This window comes from Pseudomonas sp. GW823-FHT02F05 (assembly GCF_058797315.1).
Window position 1 is genome coordinate 55,895 of the sequence record NZ_JBXAJM010000016.1, and the last position, 18,181, is coordinate 74,075.

The following is an 18,181-nucleotide window of genomic DNA, read 5'->3' on the forward strand; positions in this document are numbered from 1 at the left end:
ATAATAACCATCGTTCCAAACAGACCGGGCCTGCTCAATCTATGCGAATGCGCCTTATGTTACTGGGCGGCGGGAATGCCCTCGGGCAGGCGCTGATTCGCCTCGGTGCGGAGGAAGACATCGGTTTCCTCGCCCCCAAACCGCCCCAAGACGGCTGGGATGCCGCAAGCCTCACCCAATTGCTCGACGACACCCGTCCCGATGCCTTGATCAACCTCGCCTACTATTTCGACTGGTTCCAGGCCGAAGCCGTGAGCGAAACCCGCTTGGCCGCCCAGGAGTTTGCCATCGAACGCCTGGCCGAGCTGTGCCAGCATCACAGCATCACCCTGCTGCAACCGTCCAGCTACCGCGTATTCGATGGCTCCCGCGCCACGGCCTACAGCGAGAAAGACGAGCCGGTGCCCCTGGGCCTGCGCGGCCAGGCGTTGTGGCGTATCGAACAAAGCGTGCGCGCTACGTGCCCGCAGCATGTGCTGCTGCGGTTTGGCTGGTTGCTCGATGACAGCGTCGACGGCACGCTCGGGCGCTTCCTGGCCCGGGCCGAGAACGCCGACGAGCTACTGATGGCCGACGACCGCCGGGGCAACCCGACGCCGGTGGACGATGCGGCGCGGGTGATCATCTCGGTGCTCAAGCAACTCGATTGCGCTGCGCCGCTATGGGGCACCTACCACTACGCCGGCCACGAGGCGACTACCCCGTTGGCGCTGGGGCAGGCGATTCTGACTGAAGCGCGCAACTTCCATCCGCTGGCCATCGAGTCCCCCACCGCCCAGGCTCACGCAGCGCGGCCGGATGCGGCGGATGAACCGCAGCATGCGGTGTTGGCCTGCAAGAAAATCCTCCACACCTTCGGCATCAAGCCCAGGGCATGGCGGGCAGGCTTGCCGGCGCTTCTGGATCGCTTCTACCGCCATAGCTGACACCCTCAAAACCAAAATGTGGGAGGGGACTTATGTGGGAGCTGGCTTGCCTGCGATAGCATCACCTGGGTATCACTGATACACCGTGGTGTCTGCATCGCGGGCAAGCCCGGCTCCCACATAAGCCCCCTCCCACATGGGTTATGCGGTGTGGCTTAAACCGAACTCAGAACTTGTAGCCGATACCCACCATGTAAACCATCGGGTCTACATCCACATTGACCTTGGCCCGAGTGCCCTGGCCCAGCGCGTTGTTATCCACAGTCGCCTTGGTGCTGATGTCGATATAGCGCGCCTGGGCGTTGATCATCCACTTGTCGTTGATCATGTAGTCGGCGCCGATCTGTGCAGCCCAGCCCCAGGAGTTCTCGGCCTTGAAGTTGCTGAAACCAGCCTGTTCGGCGCGGCTGCCCACGTGCTCGTCGTAGATCCAGGTGTAGTTGATACCGGCGCCCACATACGGTTGGAACGCGGATTTGTGGTCCAGCGGGTAGTACACGACGCTCAAGGTCGGCGGCAGGTGCTTCAGCGTGCCGAGCTTGCCATTGGCGGCGCCCAGGGCGGTGTTCTTGATCTTCACGTCATGCTCGAACGGTGTGGCCGCGAGCAATTCGATGCCGACGTGGTCGGTGATCATGTAGGCGAAGTTCAAGCCCAGTTGGGTGTCGCTGCTCATGGTCGCCTTGCCGCCCAGATTGGTGCCGGCCAATGGGCCCTGGTCAACCTTGACGCTGCTGCTGTCGGCCTTCGGGTTCACGGTAATTGCACCGGCGCGAACCAGAATATCGCCCGCCTGGTGAGCGTGAGCGACGGGGGCGACGAGGGCGAGCGCGAAGAGGGACGCGCCGAGCAGAGACTTGTTCATGGGAGCTCCAAAGGACGTTTAAAAGTTGTACGTCCAATGGTAAAGATCGTTCCGTACGGTCTTTTGACTCAGCTCAATGAAAGGGTGATCAGTCACTTGCGCCACTGATCTAAACCTGTGGGAGCTTCGGTGTGTGGAGTTATTCCTCAAGCTCGTACATGTAAATCTTCTGTGCATCCATCTGGTAGCCAGCGTCCGCCAACTCGCTGGACGATGGCTTGACCTGCATCGCACCCTCGATCCAGTACGGTTGATACAGCTCATCGAGCTTCACCCCGACTTCACTTTTAACATGCACGATCTGGTTCGATGGCGGTGGGGGCACGTGTATGCATGCGCCGAAATACGGCACCAGCAGAAACTCCGTGGTGCGGCCTTCTTCGCTGACTTCCAGAGGCACGATATACCCCGGCAGGCGAATGTGCTGGCCGTCCAGGCTCTGTACCACTGGCGCGTTAGGCATGTCCTGCTTGGCCGCCGGCGCGGCTTCGACGGACAAGGCATCGGCCATGTTCGACAGGTCGTGCAGCGGCTTCATATTGGGCACTTCAGGTGGCGCATCCGGTGGGATCATCTCCTGCCAGGACAGATCCTTGGGCTGTTCCTGCGCCCAGGCAGGCACGGCTATCAACAACAACAGGGCAAACAGGGCACGACGCATCGAAGCCTTCCTCATAAACGGATGGACAGGCCATCGGCCAAAGATTGGCGGTAGGCGCGCCACGCGGGCACGCTGCCCATCAACAGGGCGGCTGCCAGGATACCGGCGAGCAACGTCCATTCATATTCGCTCGGCCACGACATCGGCAGGTCCAGACCGTAGTTGGCCTGCAAATAACCCCGCGAGGCGGCGATGCACAGGTACAGCAACCCCAGGCCCGCCACCACGCCAGACAAGGCCAAGGCGAAGGCTTCGAAGATCAGCAGCGTTGCGATGTGCCAAGGACGCGCGCCCACCGACCGCAGGATCGCCATCTCGCGGCGACGCTCGTTAAGGCTGGTGAGAATCGCGGTGAGCATGCCGATCAAGCCGGTCAGCACCACGAACAGCGAGATCACAAACAAGGCTTTTTCGGCAGTGCCCATCATGCTCCAGAGTTCTTGCAGCGCGACACCGGGCAGGATCGCCAGCATTGGCTCGCCACGGAATTCATTGATCTCCCGTTGCAAGGCAAAGGTGGAAATCTTGTTGTTCAGGCCGAGCATGAACGCGGTAATGGCCTGCGGCGTCAGGTCCATATTGCGCGCCTGGTCGGCACTGATGCGGCCTTTGCCCTGAGCCGGCACGCCGTTGTGCCAGTCGATATGGATCGCTTCCATGCCGCCGAGGCTGATATGCAGCGTGCGGTCCACCGGCGTGCCGGTGCGCTTGAGAATGCCGACCACCGTGAACGGCTTGTCGTCATGCTTGACCAGGCTGACCACCGCCACGCCGTGGGCCAGCACCAGCTTGTCGCCGAGTTTGTAATGCAGCGCGTCGGCCACTTCGGCGCCGAGCACCACCTCGAACGGGTCGGTGGCGAAGGCGCGGCCGCTGGCCAGCGCGAGGTTTTGCTTGCGCCCGTACTGGTAGTGCTCGAAGTAGGATTCGTTGGTGCCCATCACCCGGTAGCCGCGATGGGAGTCGCCGAGGGAGATCGGGATCGCCCATTTCACTTGAGGGTTGGCGGCGAAGTGCTCGTAGCTGTCCCAACGGATGTTGTTGGTGGCGTTGCCAATGCGGAACACCGAATACAGCAGCAGGTTGACCGAGCCGGAACGAGCGCCGACGATCAGGTCGGTGCCGCTGATGGTGCTGGCGAAACTGTTGCGCGCCTCGACGCGCACACGCTCCACCGCGAGCAGCAAGCAGACGGAAAGCGCGATGGCAAACGCGGTGAGGATCGCGGTAAAGCGGCGGTTAGCCAGGCTGGCCATGGCTAGACGGAACAGATACATCTCAAACCTCTGCGGGCATGGCGGCGCGATTGAGTTCGGCCAGCGACAGGTTGCGGTCGAACAGCGACGCCAGGCTCTGGTCATGGCTGACAAACAACAGGCTGGCGCCCGCTTCGCGGCATTCTGCGAACAGCAACTGCAGGAAGGCTTCGCGGGCGTCGTAGTCCAGGGCCGAGGTGGGTTCGTCGGCAATCACCAGTTCCGGTTGTCCGATCAGCGCTCGGGCAGCGGCCACCCGTTGTTGCTGGCCGATGGACAGCGAATCGGCACGGCGTTCCAGCAGGCTCTGGTCCTTCAAACCCAAATGTGCGAGCAAGGTCGCCGCGGCCTGGTCGACACTGCCGTGGCGCTGTTTGGCCCGTTGCGCGCGCAGCTTGGAAAAGTGGCAAGGCAGCTCGACGTTCTCGCGCACCGACAGAAACGGCAGCAGGTTGAACTGCTGGAAGATATAGCCGGTGTGGTCCACACGGAAACGGTCACGAGCACCGGCCGAGAGTTCGGTCAACTCCTGGCCGAGCAGGCGGATGCTGCCCTGGCTGGATTTCTGCACGCCTCCCAACAGCCCGAGCAGAGTGGTCTTGCCACTGCCGCTCGGGCCCTTGAGGAACAGGGTTTCCCCGGGTTCCAGGCGGAACGCGGGAATGTCCAGCAACTGCGGATGACCGGGCCAGTTGAAGCCCAGGTCGGACAGTTCGATTAACGCTTGAGTCATGGGAAGTCAGTGTCGCCTGGTAGTCGAAAATGGCGCCGATCCACTGTGGGAGCTGGCTTGCCCGCGATGGCATCGCTACGGTGTGCCTGCTGCACCGCATCGCCTGTATCGCAGGCAAGCCAGCTCCCACAGGGACTGTGCTTTCAAGTCAGAACTTCAGGGTGGCGGCGGTGGCCGTCGCTTCAACACCTTGCTGACCGCTAGGGCCGATCAGTTGTACCTGAATTTTCTGCGTGGCGGGGAAGGTCTTGAACACTTGGCTCAAGTCCAGGTTGCCCAGGGCCGCCGGCGTGGCGCAGGTGAACTGGTAATGGGCGTGGATTTCACTGTGGTCGTGATCATGCTTGTGGGCGGCTGCGCCCTTGCCATCGGTGGCGTGGTCATCGTCGTCATGCTCGGCTTCTGGTTTGTCACCGAACAACGGGCTGTTGAGTTCCTGGCTGCTGACCACGCAACCTGCGGCCTTGGGCAGGTTGAACAGTGCCGATGGATTTTCCAACTGCTTGCGTACGGCGGCGACCTTGGCTTTGTCGGCGGCGCTGGTGGCGGCATGTTCGAAACCCACCAGGTTCATGGCCGGGCTGTCCAGTTCCAGCTCCAGGGCCTGGCCGTCCAGTACGGCATTCAGGCGCCCGACGCCATGTTCATGGGCGCCGAGGCTGCCGTGCTCGTGGTCGTGGTCTTCGTGAGCATGAGCGACAGCCAGTGGCAGCAGGGCAAACGGCAAAGCAAGCAGCAAACGGCGCATGAGAGGGCTCCAGGATGAAAGTTTTGTTATGTGATCTTATAACAATTGATCCGAGAGTTTGACCGCCCGCTTGGTGTTGCGCAAGCTGCATGGGAGCATGCCCGTCAGAAAAATGCAGGAGTAAGGACGATGTTGCGAATTCGTGGAACCATCGGTGAGTTGCCGGTGGACTTGACCCTGGAGCTGGACGACGGCGATTGGGCGCGATTAGGCGCTCAACTGCAGGCCGCTCCAACGCCCAGCGCACCGGCTGCGGCGCCGGTCAAACAGAACGAAGACCTGTGGCAGAACGCCCAGGATTTGCTACGCAAGGCCGGGCAACTCAATGGCCTGGAATTGCTCGACCAACTCGAAGGCTTGGCTGGCGATGCCGGGGCGGGCAAGCGCCTGTTGGTGCGTCTGCGCCACAGCGCGAACGTGAAGGTGGCCAGCGGCGGCGACACACCGCTCTACACATGGATTGGCCCTTTGTAGGAGCGAGCTCGCTCGCGAAAAAACCTCAGGCTCCGCGTTCATTCAGGATGCCCGCGTTATCGTTGTCGTTTTTCGCGAGCAAGCTCGCTCCTACAAGGTTGGGTTAATACAACGCGGCAAACAACTTGCGGCGGTACACCGTGACCAGCGGGTGATCATTGCCCAGCAATTCGAACACCTGCAGCAAGGTCTTGTGGGGCAGGCCTTCGCTGTAGCTGCGGTTGCGGATAAACAACTTGAGCAAACCTTCCAGTGCCGCGTCGTATTGCTGGCGCGCCAGTTGCTGGATCGCCAACTGATAGGCCGCTTCGTCATCCTGCGGGTTTTGCGCCAGGCGGCTTTTCAGCTCGGCAGCGTCCGGCAAATCCGCAGCCTGGCCAAGGAAGGTGATTTGCGCCTTGGCCCCGGCCAGGGCGGCCTTGTGGTCGTCGCTCTTGACCGCGTCGAGCACGGCCTGGGCTTCACCCAATTCACCGCGTTCGGCCAGGCAGCGTGCATACAGGATCAGAGCGGCGGCGTTGGTATTGTCCTCGCCCAACAATTGCACCAGCAACGCTTCGGCCTCGCTGATACGCCCTTCGCTGAACAGCGCCTGAGCCTGCTCCAACGGATCCGCCGCAGCCGGCGGTGGCATTTGCACATGGGGCTCCAGCATCGCCCGCACTGCCGACTCCGGCTGTGCACCGGCAAAACCGTCCACCGGTTGGCCATCCTTGAACAGCACCACCGTCGGCAGGCTTTGAATGCCAAAACGCGCCACGATGTCCTGTTCGGCTTCGCAGTCGATCTTGGCCAGCAGCAACTCACCCTGATAACTCTCGGCAATCTTCGCCAGCATTGGCATCAGTGCTTTGCAGGGGGCGCACCACTCGGCCCAGAAATCGACCAATACGGGCTTTTCAAAGGAGTTCTGGATAACGGCCTGGTCGAAGTTGGCGGTGGTGACGTCGAAGATGTACGGCGTGGGCTCACTCATGGGGCGTCTCGAATAAAGCGGGAATGGGGGCAACTATAAGGGCTGGCGAGGTTGGCTGAAAGCATCCTGGATTCAAGACCGCTATCGCAGGCAAACCAGCTCTCACCTTGAAATGCATTCCCCTGTGGGAGCGGGCTTGCCCGCGATGGCCTCAAGCGCGCCGCGAATGGTACAGGCTCACCTTGCGAAACTCCCAAGGCTCGGCCAGGTCCGGCAGGGTCAAGGCTTCGAGGATCTCCAGCCGCTGGTAATCCGGATGCTGGAAGTCCCGTACCCGCGAATCCGCCACCAGCGCTTCGCGGCCGCGGGTGAGGAACTGATCCAGCAACGGCAGGTTGGCGCGGTCGTAGAGCACGTCGGCCACCAGGATCAGGTCGAAGCGGTCGGCTTCGGCAAAAAAGTCTGCCGAATAACTCAGTGACACCTGGTTGAGCTCGGCATTCGCACGGCAAGCGGCCAAGGCCAGTGGGTCCAGGTCGCAGGCCACCACCTCCAAGGCCCCAGCCTTGACGGCGGCGATCCCGGCTACTCCCGAACCTGCGCCGAAATCCAGCACGCGTTTGCCGGCGACCCACTCGGGATGCGCCGCCAGGTAGCGGGCCAACGCCAGGCCGCTGGCCCAGCAAAAGCTCCAGTAGGGCGGCTCATGCAGGATGCGCCGGGTTTCTTCCTGGCTGAAGGCGCGGTCCATGTTGTCGGCGTCGAGCAGCCACAGCGACAATTCGGTGCCCGGCAGTGGGCAGGGCACTAATTGCGCGTCGCCGATCAGTTCGCTCAAGGCACGCTGCAGGTGCAGCGGTGGTGTCATGGTGCCTTGACGAGTTGCAAGGGGCCGGTGCTCTGGGTGATCGCCTGGGTGACGCGCACGGCGGGTAGATGCAGGATCAACTGGCCGGACTGGCTGGCGCGACCGCGCAATTCCACGCGGGCACCGGCCGGGAAGGCTTCAGGGTTGAAGCGCAGGCGGAAGGCCAAAGGCTTGCCGTTGCCGCTCAGTACGCTGCTGGCGAGCAGTTGCTGCGGGCGCGAACGCTCGTCGATCACCAAGAGCGCCATCTCGACTTCGGCACCGGCGGGCACGTTGGTCAGGCTGCCGCTGATTTCGCGCTGATAGGCGGGCAGGGGGCCGAGGTCTTCAATGCCCGGGACTTTCTTCTCTTGCGCGGGTGTCGGTTGAGGCGCGGCCGGCTTGGGGGCTTCGCTGCTGCAGGCGACCAGAAAACTGAACAGGCTGAGTAGAACGAGTGGTCGTAACTGCATGTACGGCTCCAGAAAGGACAAAATCCGTGGCTTAAAAAATATCAAACATATAAGCCTGCCTATATACCGTAAAGGCTATGGCTTGTCTTGCCACAGGGATGCGCTACCATGGCCCTCCCATTTTTTGTTGCCTGCCAACCATGCACTGTCCCTTCTGCGGTGCCAACGACACCAAGGTCATCGACTCGCGTCTGGTCGCCGAGGGCGACCAAGTGCGTCGCCGGCGCGAATGCCTGGCCTGTGGTGAACGTTTCACCACCTTCGAAACCGCCGAACTGGTGTTGCCGCGTCTGATCAAGTCCGACGGCAGCCGCCAGCCTTTCGACGAAGAAAAACTGCGCGCCGGTATGCAGCGCGCCCTGGAAAAACGCCCGGTGAGTGTCGAGCGCCTGGAAGCGGCGCTGGTGCATATCAAGCACAAGCTGCGGGCGACCGGCGAGCGCGAGGTCAAGAGCCTGGTGGTCGGCGAGTTGGTGATGGGCGAGCTGCAAAAGCTCGACGAAGTCGCCTATATCCGTTTTGCCTCGGTGTATCGACGCTTCCAGGACCTCAATGAGTTCCGCGAAGAGATCGACCGCCTGGCCCGTGAGCCCTCCAAACAATGACATCTGAACAGGCTGTGCTTGACGCCCACTACATGGCCCGCGCCCTCGAATTGGCGCGCAAGGGCCTGTACACCACCCACCCCAACCCGCGGGTCGGCTGCGTGATAGTGCGTGACGGGCAGATTGTCGGCGAAGGCTGGCATGAGCGCACCGGCGAGCCCCATGCCGAGCCCAATGCCCTGCGCGCCGCTGGCGACAAGGCCCGTGGCGCGACAGTGTACGTGACCCTTGAACCGTGCAGTCATCATGGCCGTACGCCGCCCTGTGCCGATGCGCTGGTGACCGCCGGCGTCGCGCGGGTGGTGGCTGGCATGCAGGACCCGAACCCCGAAGTGGCTGGCCGAGGTATGCAGCGCCTGGCCCAGGCGGGTATCGAGGTGCGCAGCGGTGTGCTGGAAACCGAAGCGCGGGCGCTTAACCCCGGCTTCCTCAAGCGCATGGAGCACGGTCTGCCGTTTGTGCGGGTCAAGCTGGCGATGAGCCTGGACGGCCGCACGGCGATGGCCAGCGGCGAAAGCCAATGGATCACCGGCCCCGCCGCCCGTGCTGCGGTGCAACGCTTGCGTGCCGAGGCCAGCGTGGTGCTGACCGGTGCCGACACGGTACTGGCCGACGGTGCCCGCTTGACCGTACGCGCCGCCGAACTGGGCCTGGACGACGCAACCACCGCCCTGGCCATGTCGCGCCCGCCGTTGCGCGTGCTGATCGATGGCCGCCTGCGGGTGCCGCTCAACGCACCGTTCTTCAAGGCCGGCCCGGCATTGGTCATCACCTGCGTGACTCCGGAGAACCAGTTCCCCCGCGGGCCTGAGTGCCTTGTGGTTCCAGGTGTGGAGGGGCAGGTTGACCTGCGCTCGGCATTGGTCGCCCTGGCCGCCCGTGGCGTCAACGATGTGTTGGTGGAAGCCGGCCCAAGCCTGGCCGGCGCGTTTGCCCAACAAGGCCTGGTGGATGAATACGTGATATTCATCGCCGGCAAGTTCCTCGGCTCCGCTGCCCGCCCGTTGCTGGACTGGCCGCTTGATAAGTTGGCCGATGCTCCCCAACTCAAGATCACCGAAATGCGCGCTGTGGGCGACGACTGGCGAGTCACTGCCATCCCCGTCCCAGCAGTGAGCGTATAATTCCCGGCCTGCGCTTGAGCGTCAGCCCCCTCGTTTTCAGGAGAACGAAATGTTCACCGGCATTATCGAATCCATCGGCAGCATCCGTGCAATGACCCCCAAAGGCGGGGATGTCCGCCTGCTGGTTGAAACCGGCAAGCTGGACCTCGGCGACGTCAAGCTGGGCGACAGCATCGCCGTCAGCGGCGTGTGCCTGACCGTCATCGAGCTGCCGGGCAACGGCTTTGCTGCCGATGTCAGCCGGGAAACCCTGGACTGCACCGCGATGAACGATCTTGCGGCCGGCAGCCCGGTCAACCTGGAAAAAGCCCTGACGCCCACCACACGCCTGGGCGGTCACCTGGTCAGCGGCCACGTCGACGGTGTCGGCGAAGTGGTGGCCCGCAGCGAAAACGCCCGCGCCGTGGAATTCCGTATCCGCGCGCCAAAAGAGCTGGCCAAGTACATCGCCCACAAAGGCTCGATCACCGTCGATGGCACCAGCCTGACCGTGAACGCCGTGAATGGCGCTGAATTTGAACTGACCATCATTCCCCACACCCTCAGCGAAACCATCATGGCCTCGTACCAGCCGGGTCGCCGGGTGAACCTGGAAGTGGACTTGCTTGCCCGTTACCTGGAGCGCCTGTTGCTGGGCGAAAAGGCCGCAGAGCCTGCATCAGGCAACATCACCGAAAGTTTTCTGGCCGCTAACGGCTACCTGAAATCCTGACCAAGGGGGTGCCGCGTGGCGCTCAATAGCATCGAAGAACTGGTTGAAGACATCCGCCAAGGCAAGATGGTCATCCTTATGGATGACGAAGATCGCGAGAACGAAGGCGATATCATCATGGCCGCCGAAGCGTGCAAGCCCGAGCACATCAACTTCATGGCCAAGCACGCCCGGGGGCTGATCTGCATGCCCATGAGCCGTGAACGCTGCGAATTGCTCAAGCTGCCCTTGATGGCGCCGCGCAATGGCTCGGGTTTCGGCACCAAGTTCACCGTATCGATTGAAGCCACCACGGGCGTCACTACTGGCATTTCCGCCGCTGACCGCGCCCGCACCGTGCAAGCTGCGGCGGCGAAAGACGCCAAGGCCGAAGACATCGTCAGCCCCGGCCACATCTTCCCGCTGATGGCCCAACCGGGCGGTACCCTGGCCCGCGCTGGTCACACCGAAGCCGCCTGCGACCTGGCGCGCATGGCCGGTTTCGAGCCAAGCGGGGTGATCTGCGAAGTGATGAACGACGATGGCACCATGGCCCGTCGTACTGAACTCGAGGCCTTTGCCGCAGAGCACAACCTCAAGATCGGCACCATCGCCGACCTGATTCACTACCGGATGATCCACGAACGTACCGTTCAGCGGATTGCCGAGCAGCCACTGGACAGCGAGCTGGGCCAATTCAATTTGGTGACCTACCGTGATTCAGTGGAAGGCGACGTGCATATGGCCCTGACCCTGGGCAACATTTGCGCAGAAGAACCGACCCTGGTACGCGTACACAACATGGACCCACTGCGTGACCTGTTGATGGTCAAGCAGCCCGGTCGCTGGAGCCTGCGCGCCGCCATGGCTGCGGTTTCCGAGGCCGGCAGCGGTGTGGTGCTGTTGCTCGGTCACCCGCTCGATGGTGATGTGCTGCTGGCGCACATCCGCGAAACCGCCGACGCCGTGCCGGTGAAAAAACCGACCACCTACAGCATCGTCGGTGCCGGTTCGCAGATCCTGCGCGACCTGGGCGTGCGCAAAATGCGCCTGATGAGCGCACCGATGAAATTTAATGCGATATCCGGATTCGACCTGGAAGTTGTAGAATACGTGCCCTCCGAATAAAGGCTGGCGATTTTTGCCCCTTGTTCGCGGTTAAATCATCACTGAGGGACGCACTTTTCGCGTCCCGGCTCTTTAAGAGATTTGTCGAATGACCCTGAAGACCATCGAAGGTACCTTCATCGCCCCCAAAGGCCGCTATGCCCTGGTGGTTGGCCGCTTCAACAGCTTCGTGGTTGAGAGCCTGGTAAGCGGTGCGGTTGACGCCCTGGTTCGCCACGGTGTGAGCGAGAGCGATATCACCCTTATCCGTGCCCCTGGCGCCTTCGAAATTCCACTGGTTGCGCAAAAAGTTGCTCAGCAGGGTGAATACGCGGCGATCATCGCCCTGGGCGCGGTCATTCGTGGCGGCACCCCGCACTTCGAATACGTAGCCGGCGAATGCACAAAGGGCCTGGCCCAGGTGTCCATGGAGTTCGGCGTGCCAGTCGCTTTCGGCGTACTGACCGTGGATTCCATCGAGCAAGCCATCGAGCGTTCCGGCACCAAGGCCGGTAACAAAGGCGCTGAAGCTGCCTTGTCCGCCCTGGAAATGGTCAGCCTGCTGTCGCAGTTGGAGGCCAAGTGATTTCCGACGAAAGCGATCAGTTCAACCCTCAGGACCCGCGTCCTGCCGATGCCGGCAAACCGTCCAAGAGCGAGAAGCGCCGCAAGGCGCGTCAACTCGCGACCCAGGCGCTGTACCAGCGTCACCTGGCGGGCGCTTCGCTGAACGAAATCGAGGCACAGTTTCGCGTCGATAACGATTTCACCTTCGCCGACCAGAGCTACTTCCACGACATCCTGCACGGCGTGCATGCCAACCTGACCGAGATCGACACAGCCCTGGCGCCATGCCTGGACCTGACCATCGAAGAACTCGACCCGGTTGAGCTGTGCGTGATGCGCCTGTCCACCTGGGAGCTGCTCAAGCGCGTCGACGTGCCGTACCGCGTCGTGATCAACGAAGGCATCGAACTGGCGAAAGTCTACGGTTCGACCGACGGCCACAAGTTCGTCAACGGCGTGCTCGACAAGCTGGCCCCACGCCTGCGTGAAGCCGAAGTGAAGGAACACAAGCGCTAATCTGCGCTTGATTCCTCAATGGGTGAGTTTGAGCTGATCCGCACATACTTCGCCGCCGCGCCTTGTGCGCAAGGCGGCGAAGGCATTGCCCTGGGGATCGGCGACGACTGCGCCTTGCTGGCGCTTCCCGCCGGGGAGCAACTGGCAGTCTCCACCGATACGCTGGTGGCTGGCGTGCATTTTGCCGACCCCTGTGACCCGTTCCTGCTCGGCCAGCGCTCGCTGGCCGTGGCGGTGAGCGACCTGGCCGCCATGGGCGCCCACCCCCTCGCCTTTACCCTTGCCCTGACCACGCCGAGCGTCGAAGCCGATTGGCTGCAACGCTATGCCCAAGGCTTGAACGCCATGGCGCAAAGCTGCGGCGTAGGCTTGGTGGGCGGCGATACCACCCGTGGGCCGCTGAGCCTGACCCTGACCGTGTTCGGCCGTGTGCCGGCTGGCCAGGCCTTGACGCGCAACGGTGCACAGCCGGGCGATTTGCTGTGTGTGGGCGGCGAGTTAGGCAATGCCGCTGGTGCCTTGCCGCTGGTATTGGGGCAACGCACGGCTGACGCAGCAATCGCCGAGCCGCTGTTGGCGCATTACTGGTCGCCGCAACCGCAGCTGGCCTTGGGGCTGGCGCTGCGGGGCAAGGCGACAGCGGCGATGGATATCTCCGATGGGCTGTTGGCTGACTGTGGGCATATCGCCAAGGCGTCAGCGGTGCGCCTGGTGGTTGAGCGCCAGCGGTTGCCGTTGTCCGAGGCCTTGCTGGCGTTTGTCGGTGAAGACCAGGCTCAAGTAGCGGCGTTGAGCGGGGGCGACGACTATGTGTTGGCGTTCACTTTGCCACCGTCCGAGTTGGCGCCGTTGCAGGCGGATGGCTGGCCGGTGCATGTGGTCGGTCGGGTCGAAACGGGGCACGGCGTGACGCTGCTCGACGGCGACTGCCAGGACATCACCCCGGCTGTGCGCGGCTACCAGCATTTTCGCCAGACGCCCTGAGCCGGCGGTCTGCGCTACCCTTTAGACGATTATCCCGAGTAAGAGGCCGTGACTATGGCTGCATGCCGCTGGCTGCTGATCGTGCTGTGTTCCTTCGTTTCCCTGGCCCAGGCGGACACTCCCGTGCCCGGTAAAATCGTGCTGGCCAGTGAGGAGTGGAACGACTACACCAACAGAGATGGTAGCGGCCTGGCCTGGGACCTGCTGCGCCGCGTCTTCGAGCCAGCAGGCATTACCCTGGAAACTCGCAGCGTGCCCTATACCCGATCGGTCGGCCTGGCCCAGCGTGGTGAGGCGGATGGTTGTGTCGGCACCTACCGCGATGAGGTCAGCGCAGTGCTGTACCCGCGCTGGAACTTCGACGCCGATCATGTCTACGCTCTCGGGCTGGCAACTTCACCCACGCCGACGTTGGCGACCCTGGGCAACTACCGCCTGGCCTGGGTGCGCGGCTATAAATACGAGGAATACCTGCCCACCGTGCGCCGCTTCAACCAGATCGAGCGGCGCAGCGGCATTCTGCCAATGCTGCAACACGGCCGTGCCGATTTTTATATCGACGCCCTCACCGAAGCCAAATACGTGCTCAGCCAGGCGCAAGACCCGGCGCTGTTCAAACTCACCCATATCGCTGAGCTGCCGCTCTACGTAGGCTTTGCCGACACCGAGCGTGGCAGGGCATTGATGGCCGTGTATGACCAGCGTTTGGGTATCCTGGTCCAGACCGGTGAGTTGAAATCGATATTCGAACGCTGGAAACAGCCGTATCCGTTCTGACGCCCATAGAACTGACTCAAAGGCCAATCGAACCTATTGATCTTTATCAGCGATAATTCAGCTTAAGCGTCTGTAGGAACGTGCTGTTACAATGCCCGCCTCTGTGAAATCTGAAATCAGGAGCACACGGTGCCCGTCGTTTTCGTCGCCGCTTCCAAGCTGCCTACCCCTTTTGCCACGTTCACCATGAACGGCTTTCTTGAAGAAGCCACCGGGCGCGAGCACGTTGTGCTCAGCCTCGGCGACATCACCGATGGCGCGCCGGTGCTGGGGCGTGTGCATTCCGAGTGCCTGACCGGCGATGCGCTGTTCAGCCAGCGCTGTGACTGCGGCTCGCAACTGGAGGCCGCACTGCAGGCCATCGCCCGTGAAGGGCGTGGCGTGCTGCTGTACTTGCGCCAGGAAGGCCGGGGCATTGGCCTGTTGAACAAGATCCGCGCCTACGAACTGCAAGATGGCGGCGCCGACACCGTGGAGGCCAACGAGCGCCTGGGCTTTGCTGCCGACCAGCGCGACTACGCCATCTGCCTGCCGATGCTCGAGCACCTGGGGGTCAAATCCCTGCGCCTGATGACCAACAACCCCCGCAAGGTCAAAGCCTTGACCGAGATGGGCATCACCGTGGCCGAGCGCGTGCCTCTGCACACCGGGCATAACCCGCACAACAAGCTCTACCTGGCCACCAAAGCCAGCAAGCTCGACCATATGATGGGCAATGAGCACCAGGGCGAGGTCGACCGCGCGTGACCCGTGGCCAGGTGAAACGGCGACTGTCCTTCAACTGGTGGCAGTACCTGGCCTTGGCGTTGCTGCCCTTGTTTTTGATCAACCTGCTGTTTGGCCGCGCTGAATCCTTGCTACCGGTACTGGCCATGCCGTTCTTCATCGCTGGCGTGGCCTCGATGTTTCTTAGCCTGCGTTATTTTCATGGCTATAAACACGCGCTTATCGCCACCTCCAAAGCCCTTGATACTGCTGAAGAACCCGCCGCTTGGATCACCCTGGCGGCGCGTCGGCGCACGGCCTTGCTGGTTGCAGCGTTACCGGCCTGGATCGGTGCGCTGGCGGTGTTCGTCGGCCTGGAGGCGGTGCCGCTGTTTCTGTTGGCGCTGTCGACGCTGGTGCTGTTCTACCTCTATCGCATACCGCGTCAGTTGGGATGAAGCGCTATTGGCTGGCGCTGCTGCTGGTAGTCAGTGCCCAGGCGTTGGCGGTCGAGCGGGTTGTCAGCCTGGCGCCGTCACTGTCCGAAATCGTGCTTGAGCTGGGTGCCGAGGACTTGCTGGTCGGCGTGCTTGACGGTGGTGACCGCCCGGCGGCGTTGGCGAAGGTGCCCTCGGTCGGGCACTACGGCCAGTTGGACATGGAGCGCCTGCTCAGCCTCAAGCCCGACTTGATCCTGCTGTGGCCTGGCAGCGTCGGCCCGGCCCAGCGCGAGCAGCTCCAGCGGTTGAATATCCCGGTGTACGTCGCAGAACCCCACAGCCTTGAACAACTGACCGCCCAGGTGCAGGCCATTGCCGAGCAATTGGGCCGCGCTGAGGCAGGGCACCAGCTCGCGGTACAACTGCGTCAGCGCTTGGCCGAGTTGCGCCAGCGCTACCAGCGGGCCGAGCCGCTGCGGGTGTTTTACCAAGTGTGGAACCAGCCGCTGTACACCGTGGGCGGTGGGCAGATCATCAGCGATGCCCTCAGCGTGTGCGGGGCGCGCAATGTGTTTGATGACCTGAAGTTGCCGGCGCCGCAGGTGAATATCGAATCGGTGCTGGCGCGAGACCCCGAGGTGATCCTGGTGGGGGATCAGGCTCAGAAGGAGGCCTGGAAGGCATGGCCGGCGATGGCTGCTCGGGTGCGGTTGGTGCCGGACAAGGGCCTGGAGCGGCCCAGCGGGCAGATGTTGGAGGCGGTGGGGCGGTTGTGCCAGGTGATTGCGCCGAACTTGTGACAACGCTATCGCAGGCAAGCCAGCTCCCACTGGGGAATGCATTTCAATTGTGGGAGCTGGCTTGCCTGCGATGACGCCGGATCAGGCTACTTAGATCTCAGGTGTCCACGTCACCCCAACCATCCACACCCGACCTTCTTCACGATAATTCTGGCTTTCCCCGAGGTAGCTGTACTTCGCCCGTGCGTAAGACTTGTCCAGCACGTTATCCACCTTCAACGACAACGACACCTCCCGGTTCAACGCCCAACTACTGCGCAGCCCCAACAAGGCATAACCGCCCAGACGGTTGCGGTTGGCTTCATCGTCGTAGCTGCTGCTGATCGCTTGCCAGCTGGCGCCGAGACCGAGTTGATCAAATTGCCGGTCCAGATCCAGGTTCACCGTTCGCCGGGCGCGACGTGCCAGGGTGTGGCCGTTGTCACGGTCACGCGGGTCGATAAGCGACAGGCCCAGGTTGCCCTGCCAGCCAAACAGTTCCTGCTTGAGCGCCGCTTCAAAGCCGTTGATCCGCGCCGACGCCACGTTTTGCGGCTTGCCAGCGTCAAGGATGATCGCGTCGCTCAGGTCGGTGCGATACAGCGAGGCTTCCAGGCGCGTGCTGTCGCTCAGTTGGCTGCGCCATTGCAGCTCGTAGCTCTTTGATGTCTCGGGCTGCAGGTTGGGGTTGCTGTACTGGGTGTCGGGGTAATAGAGGTCGTTGAAGGTCGGCGCGCGAAAGCCTTCGCTGTAGCTCAAGAGCAGGTCATTGTCAGGGTTGACCGGCAAGGTCAGGGTGCCGCTCCAACTGTTCTGGCCGCCGAACTGCTGGTTCTGGTCGCGGCGCAGGCCCAGCTCGGTGGAAAACCACTGGCTATGGAAGCGATGCTGCACGAACGCTGCCCGGTTCCAGCGGCTGTTCTCGGTAAAGGTGGTAGAACCGTGGAAACGATCTTCGTACCAGTCGCCGCCGACGATCAGGCTGTTTTGCTCATCCAGGGTCAGGTCGTTCTGCCAATTGACCGAGTCGCGGTAGGTGTTGAATGCACTGTAATCATCGCTGAGGGTATCGCGCTTGGTGTCGCGGTTTTCACTGTGGCCCAGCTCCAGGCGCGACTGCCAGCTGTCATTGAGCTTGGCATCGAGATAGCCGCTGGCGCTGCTCACGGTGTAGTCGGTGTAGGGTTTCTGGCCCAGGCTCTGCCCGGTGGCGCCGTCGTAGCGGCCATAACTGTTGTCGTACTCCGACTTGCCACGGTTATCCAACAGGTTGAAGCCCGCCTCCAGCTCATCGCTGAACGAATGGCTGAGGTTCAGGCTGATGGACTGGTTGCGGTAGGCATCATGGTCGCCGTCACTGGGAAACGACGCGTGGCTCGCATTGATACCGGCGGTTTCATCCAGGCTCGCGCCCAGGTTGAAACGCGTGTGTTCATCGCCGCCCGACAGGCCCAAGCTGCGCTCCCAGGTCTGGTTGCTGCCAAAGCCCAGTTTCAAGCGCGGCTGCAAGCCTTGCTCGGCATTGCGCCGGGTAAACACCTGAATCACCCCGCCAATCGCATCGCTGCCGTAAATCACCGAACGTGAACCGCGCAGCACTTCCACCCGTTCAATCTGATCGACGTTGAGGTATTGCAAGCCGCTGTCGCCGGAGGTGGTGTTGGCGATGCGTTGGCCGTCCACCAGCACCAGGCTCTGCGCCGACTTGGTGCCGCGAATGAAAATCCCCGGCAAACTGCCACGCCCACCGGTTGGCGCAACTTGTACGCCCGGCACGCGGCTGAGCAGGTCGGTGATGGTGGTGGGCTGAAGGCGGTCGATGTCGGCGCGGGTGAATACGGTGTTGGCGGCGCTGCTGTCATTACGCGCCTGGACTTGGCGGTTGGCGCTGATGACCACGTCGGAGAGCTTCAGGGCCTGGTCGCGGGTGTCGGCGAGCAGGTCAGCGCAGGGTAGCAGCAGCAGGGCAAGGCACAGGCGTTTCATG

22 protein-coding genes are annotated in these 18,181 nt (G+C 62.4%); 13 read left to right on the forward strand and 9 right to left on the reverse strand.

From position 1 onward, the window contains the following. Window positions 1–41: 41 nt before the first annotated feature. The gene (locus AC1RAC_RS19385) at window positions 42–926 is read left to right on the forward strand and encodes a sugar nucleotide-binding protein (protein WP_054896955.1); all 885 of its coding nucleotides are present in this window, start codon (window positions 42–44) and stop codon (window positions 924–926) included. Between the two features lie 166 nt (window positions 927–1,092). Here AC1RAC_RS19385 and AC1RAC_RS19390 read toward each other — a convergent pair whose 3' ends face one another. From AC1RAC_RS19390 to AC1RAC_RS19410, 5 genes are all read right to left on the reverse strand, one after another. Beyond that, complete coding sequence (locus AC1RAC_RS19390; protein ID WP_014720136.1) at window positions 1,093–1,791, reverse strand: OmpW/AlkL family protein; 699 nt, start codon at window positions 1,789–1,791, stop codon at window positions 1,093–1,095. 139 nt (window positions 1,792–1,930) lie between these two features. Further along, on the reverse strand, window positions 1,931–2,452 hold the full coding sequence (locus AC1RAC_RS19395) for a DUF3299 domain-containing protein (protein WP_054896942.1): 522 nt from the start codon (window positions 2,450–2,452) through the stop codon (window positions 1,931–1,933). An 11-nt stretch (window positions 2,453–2,463) separates the two neighbouring features. Beyond that, a complete protein-coding gene (locus AC1RAC_RS19400) occupies window positions 2,464–3,729 on the reverse strand; it encodes an ABC transporter permease (RefSeq protein ID WP_492616895.1) in 1,266 nt (421 codons plus the stop codon). Window position 3,730: 1 nt separating this feature from the next. Continuing rightward, the gene (locus tag AC1RAC_RS19405; protein ID WP_236453004.1) at window positions 3,731–4,441 is read right to left on the reverse strand and encodes an ABC transporter ATP-binding protein; all 711 of its coding nucleotides are present in this window, start codon (window positions 4,439–4,441) and stop codon (window positions 3,731–3,733) included. Window positions 4,442–4,589: 148 nt separating this feature from the next. Further along, window positions 4,590–5,189 carry a DUF2796 domain-containing protein gene (locus AC1RAC_RS19410; RefSeq protein ID WP_054896939.1) on the reverse strand — a complete coding sequence of 200 codons (600 nt, stop codon included), beginning with the start codon at window positions 5,187–5,189 and terminating at the stop codon, window positions 4,590–4,592. 129 nt (window positions 5,190–5,318) lie between these two features. Here AC1RAC_RS19410 and AC1RAC_RS19415 point away from each other — a divergent pair, with 129 nt between their 5' ends. Continuing rightward, window positions 5,319–5,663: a hypothetical protein gene (locus AC1RAC_RS19415; protein WP_054896938.1), complete on the forward strand. Its 345-nt coding sequence runs from the start codon at window positions 5,319–5,321 to the stop codon at window positions 5,661–5,663. 103 nt (window positions 5,664–5,766) lie between these two features. Here AC1RAC_RS19415 and trxA read toward each other — a convergent pair whose 3' ends face one another. The 3 genes from trxA to AC1RAC_RS19430 form a co-directional block, all read right to left on the reverse strand. Continuing rightward, the gene (gene trxA / locus AC1RAC_RS19420) at window positions 5,767–6,639 is read right to left on the reverse strand and encodes a thioredoxin (RefSeq protein ID WP_492616896.1); all 873 of its coding nucleotides are present in this window, start codon (window positions 6,637–6,639) and stop codon (window positions 5,767–5,769) included. A gap of 151 nt (window positions 6,640–6,790) precedes the next feature. Next, window positions 6,791–7,447, reverse strand: a complete 657-nt coding sequence (locus tag AC1RAC_RS19425; RefSeq protein WP_034126854.1) for a class I SAM-dependent methyltransferase — start codon at window positions 7,445–7,447, stop codon at window positions 6,791–6,793. Next, the gene (locus AC1RAC_RS19430; RefSeq protein ID WP_034133864.1) at window positions 7,444–7,899 is read right to left on the reverse strand and encodes a YbaY family lipoprotein; all 456 of its coding nucleotides are present in this window, start codon (window positions 7,897–7,899) and stop codon (window positions 7,444–7,446) included. Before AC1RAC_RS19430 ends, AC1RAC_RS19425 begins: the two co-directional genes overlap by 4 nt. A 140-nt stretch (window positions 7,900–8,039) precedes the next feature. On the opposite strand from AC1RAC_RS19430, the gene nrdR reads away from it, so the two are divergent. The 11 genes from nrdR (at window position 8,040) to AC1RAC_RS19485 (ending at window position 16,215) form a co-directional block, all read left to right on the forward strand. Next, window positions 8,040–8,504, forward strand: coding sequence for a transcriptional regulator NrdR (gene nrdR / locus AC1RAC_RS19435; protein WP_019818855.1), 465 nt, complete (start codon window positions 8,040–8,042; stop codon window positions 8,502–8,504). After that, the gene (ribD, locus tag AC1RAC_RS19440; protein ID WP_019818853.1) at window positions 8,501–9,628 is read left to right on the forward strand and encodes a bifunctional diaminohydroxyphosphoribosylaminopyrimidine deaminase/5-amino-6-(5-phosphoribosylamino)uracil reductase RibD; all 1,128 of its coding nucleotides are present in this window, start codon (window positions 8,501–8,503) and stop codon (window positions 9,626–9,628) included. Before nrdR ends, ribD begins: the two co-directional genes overlap by 4 nt. A gap of 49 nt (window positions 9,629–9,677) precedes the next feature. Beyond that, window positions 9,678–10,340 (forward strand): riboflavin synthase, encoded by a 663-nt coding sequence (locus AC1RAC_RS19445; RefSeq protein WP_014720128.1) that lies wholly within the window; start codon window positions 9,678–9,680, stop codon window positions 10,338–10,340. A 15-nt stretch (window positions 10,341–10,355) separates the two neighbouring features. Next, complete coding sequence (ribBA, locus tag AC1RAC_RS19450) at window positions 10,356–11,447, forward strand: bifunctional 3,4-dihydroxy-2-butanone-4-phosphate synthase/GTP cyclohydrolase II (RefSeq protein ID WP_003194579.1); 1,092 nt, start codon at window positions 10,356–10,358, stop codon at window positions 11,445–11,447. A gap of 88 nt (window positions 11,448–11,535) precedes the next feature. Further along, complete coding sequence (gene ribH / locus AC1RAC_RS19455) at window positions 11,536–12,012, forward strand: 6,7-dimethyl-8-ribityllumazine synthase (protein WP_003194576.1); 477 nt, start codon at window positions 11,536–11,538, stop codon at window positions 12,010–12,012. Then, window positions 12,009–12,509, forward strand: coding sequence for a transcription antitermination factor NusB (gene nusB / locus AC1RAC_RS19460; protein ID WP_014720126.1), 501 nt, complete (start codon window positions 12,009–12,011; stop codon window positions 12,507–12,509). The genes ribH and nusB overlap by 4 nt, the downstream gene beginning before the upstream one ends. Before the next feature lie 18 nt (window positions 12,510–12,527). Beyond that, the gene (thiL, locus tag AC1RAC_RS19465) at window positions 12,528–13,493 is read left to right on the forward strand and encodes a thiamine-phosphate kinase (protein ID WP_054918165.1); all 966 of its coding nucleotides are present in this window, start codon (window positions 12,528–12,530) and stop codon (window positions 13,491–13,493) included. A 54-nt stretch (window positions 13,494–13,547) separates the two neighbouring features. Then, complete coding sequence (locus AC1RAC_RS19470) at window positions 13,548–14,270, forward strand: substrate-binding periplasmic protein (RefSeq protein WP_259284739.1); 723 nt, start codon at window positions 13,548–13,550, stop codon at window positions 14,268–14,270. Between the two features lie 129 nt (window positions 14,271–14,399). Then, window positions 14,400–15,017 (forward strand): GTP cyclohydrolase II, encoded by a 618-nt coding sequence (ribA, locus tag AC1RAC_RS19475; protein ID WP_005791841.1) that lies wholly within the window; start codon window positions 14,400–14,402, stop codon window positions 15,015–15,017. Further along, window positions 15,014–15,433, forward strand: coding sequence for a nuclear fragile X mental retardation-interacting protein 1 (locus AC1RAC_RS19480; RefSeq protein ID WP_054896934.1), 420 nt, complete (start codon window positions 15,014–15,016; stop codon window positions 15,431–15,433). Before ribA ends, AC1RAC_RS19480 begins: the two co-directional genes overlap by 4 nt. Further along, window positions 15,430–16,215, forward strand: coding sequence for a cobalamin-binding protein (locus AC1RAC_RS19485; protein WP_492616897.1), 786 nt, complete (start codon window positions 15,430–15,432; stop codon window positions 16,213–16,215). The genes AC1RAC_RS19480 and AC1RAC_RS19485 overlap by 4 nt, the downstream gene beginning before the upstream one ends. Window positions 16,216–16,305: 90 nt before the next feature. Here AC1RAC_RS19485 and AC1RAC_RS19490 read toward each other — a convergent pair whose 3' ends face one another. Next, window positions 16,306–18,180 carry a TonB-dependent receptor domain-containing protein gene (locus tag AC1RAC_RS19490; RefSeq protein WP_492616898.1) on the reverse strand — a complete coding sequence of 625 codons (1,875 nt, stop codon included), beginning with the start codon at window positions 18,178–18,180 and terminating at the stop codon, window positions 16,306–16,308. Window position 18,181: the final 1 nt, after the last annotated feature.

Coding starts and splice junctions, on each gene's coding strand:
- AC1RAC_RS19415 (WP_054896938.1), top strand. CDS start 5,319: ATGTTGCGAATTCGTGGAACCATCGGTGAGTTGCCGGTGGACTTGACC.
- AC1RAC_RS19405 (WP_236453004.1), bottom strand. CDS start 4,441: ATGACTCAAGCGTTAATCGAACTGTCCGACCTGGGCTTCAACTGGCCC.
- ribD (WP_019818853.1), top strand. CDS start 8,501: ATGACATCTGAACAGGCTGTGCTTGACGCCCACTACATGGCCCGCGCC.
- AC1RAC_RS19425 (WP_034126854.1), bottom strand. CDS start 7,447: ATGACACCACCGCTGCACCTGCAGCGTGCCTTGAGCGAACTGATCGGC.
- AC1RAC_RS19390 (WP_014720136.1), bottom strand. CDS start 1,791: ATGAACAAGTCTCTGCTCGGCGCGTCCCTCTTCGCGCTCGCCCTCGTC.
- nrdR (WP_019818855.1), top strand. CDS start 8,040: ATGCACTGTCCCTTCTGCGGTGCCAACGACACCAAGGTCATCGACTCG.
- ribH (WP_003194576.1), top strand. CDS start 11,536: ATGACCCTGAAGACCATCGAAGGTACCTTCATCGCCCCCAAAGGCCGC.
- AC1RAC_RS19410 (WP_054896939.1), bottom strand. CDS start 5,189: ATGCGCCGTTTGCTGCTTGCTTTGCCGTTTGCCCTGCTGCCACTGGCT.
- AC1RAC_RS19400 (WP_492616895.1), bottom strand. CDS start 3,729: ATGTATCTGTTCCGTCTAGCCATGGCCAGCCTGGCTAACCGCCGCTTT.
- thiL (WP_054918165.1), top strand. CDS start 12,528: ATGGGTGAGTTTGAGCTGATCCGCACATACTTCGCCGCCGCGCCTTGT.
- AC1RAC_RS19470 (WP_259284739.1), top strand. CDS start 13,548: ATGGCTGCATGCCGCTGGCTGCTGATCGTGCTGTGTTCCTTCGTTTCC.
- trxA (WP_492616896.1), bottom strand. CDS start 6,639: ATGAGTGAGCCCACGCCGTACATCTTCGACGTCACCACCGCCAACTTC.
- AC1RAC_RS19385 (WP_054896955.1), top strand. CDS start 42: ATGCGAATGCGCCTTATGTTACTGGGCGGCGGGAATGCCCTCGGGCAG.
- AC1RAC_RS19485 (WP_492616897.1), top strand. CDS start 15,430: ATGAAGCGCTATTGGCTGGCGCTGCTGCTGGTAGTCAGTGCCCAGGCG.
- AC1RAC_RS19395 (WP_054896942.1), bottom strand. CDS start 2,452: ATGCGTCGTGCCCTGTTTGCCCTGTTGTTGTTGATAGCCGTGCCTGCC.
- AC1RAC_RS19445 (WP_014720128.1), top strand. CDS start 9,678: ATGTTCACCGGCATTATCGAATCCATCGGCAGCATCCGTGCAATGACC.
- AC1RAC_RS19430 (WP_034133864.1), bottom strand. CDS start 7,899: ATGCAGTTACGACCACTCGTTCTACTCAGCCTGTTCAGTTTTCTGGTC.
- AC1RAC_RS19490 (WP_492616898.1), bottom strand. CDS start 18,180: ATGAAACGCCTGTGCCTTGCCCTGCTGCTGCTACCCTGCGCTGACCTG.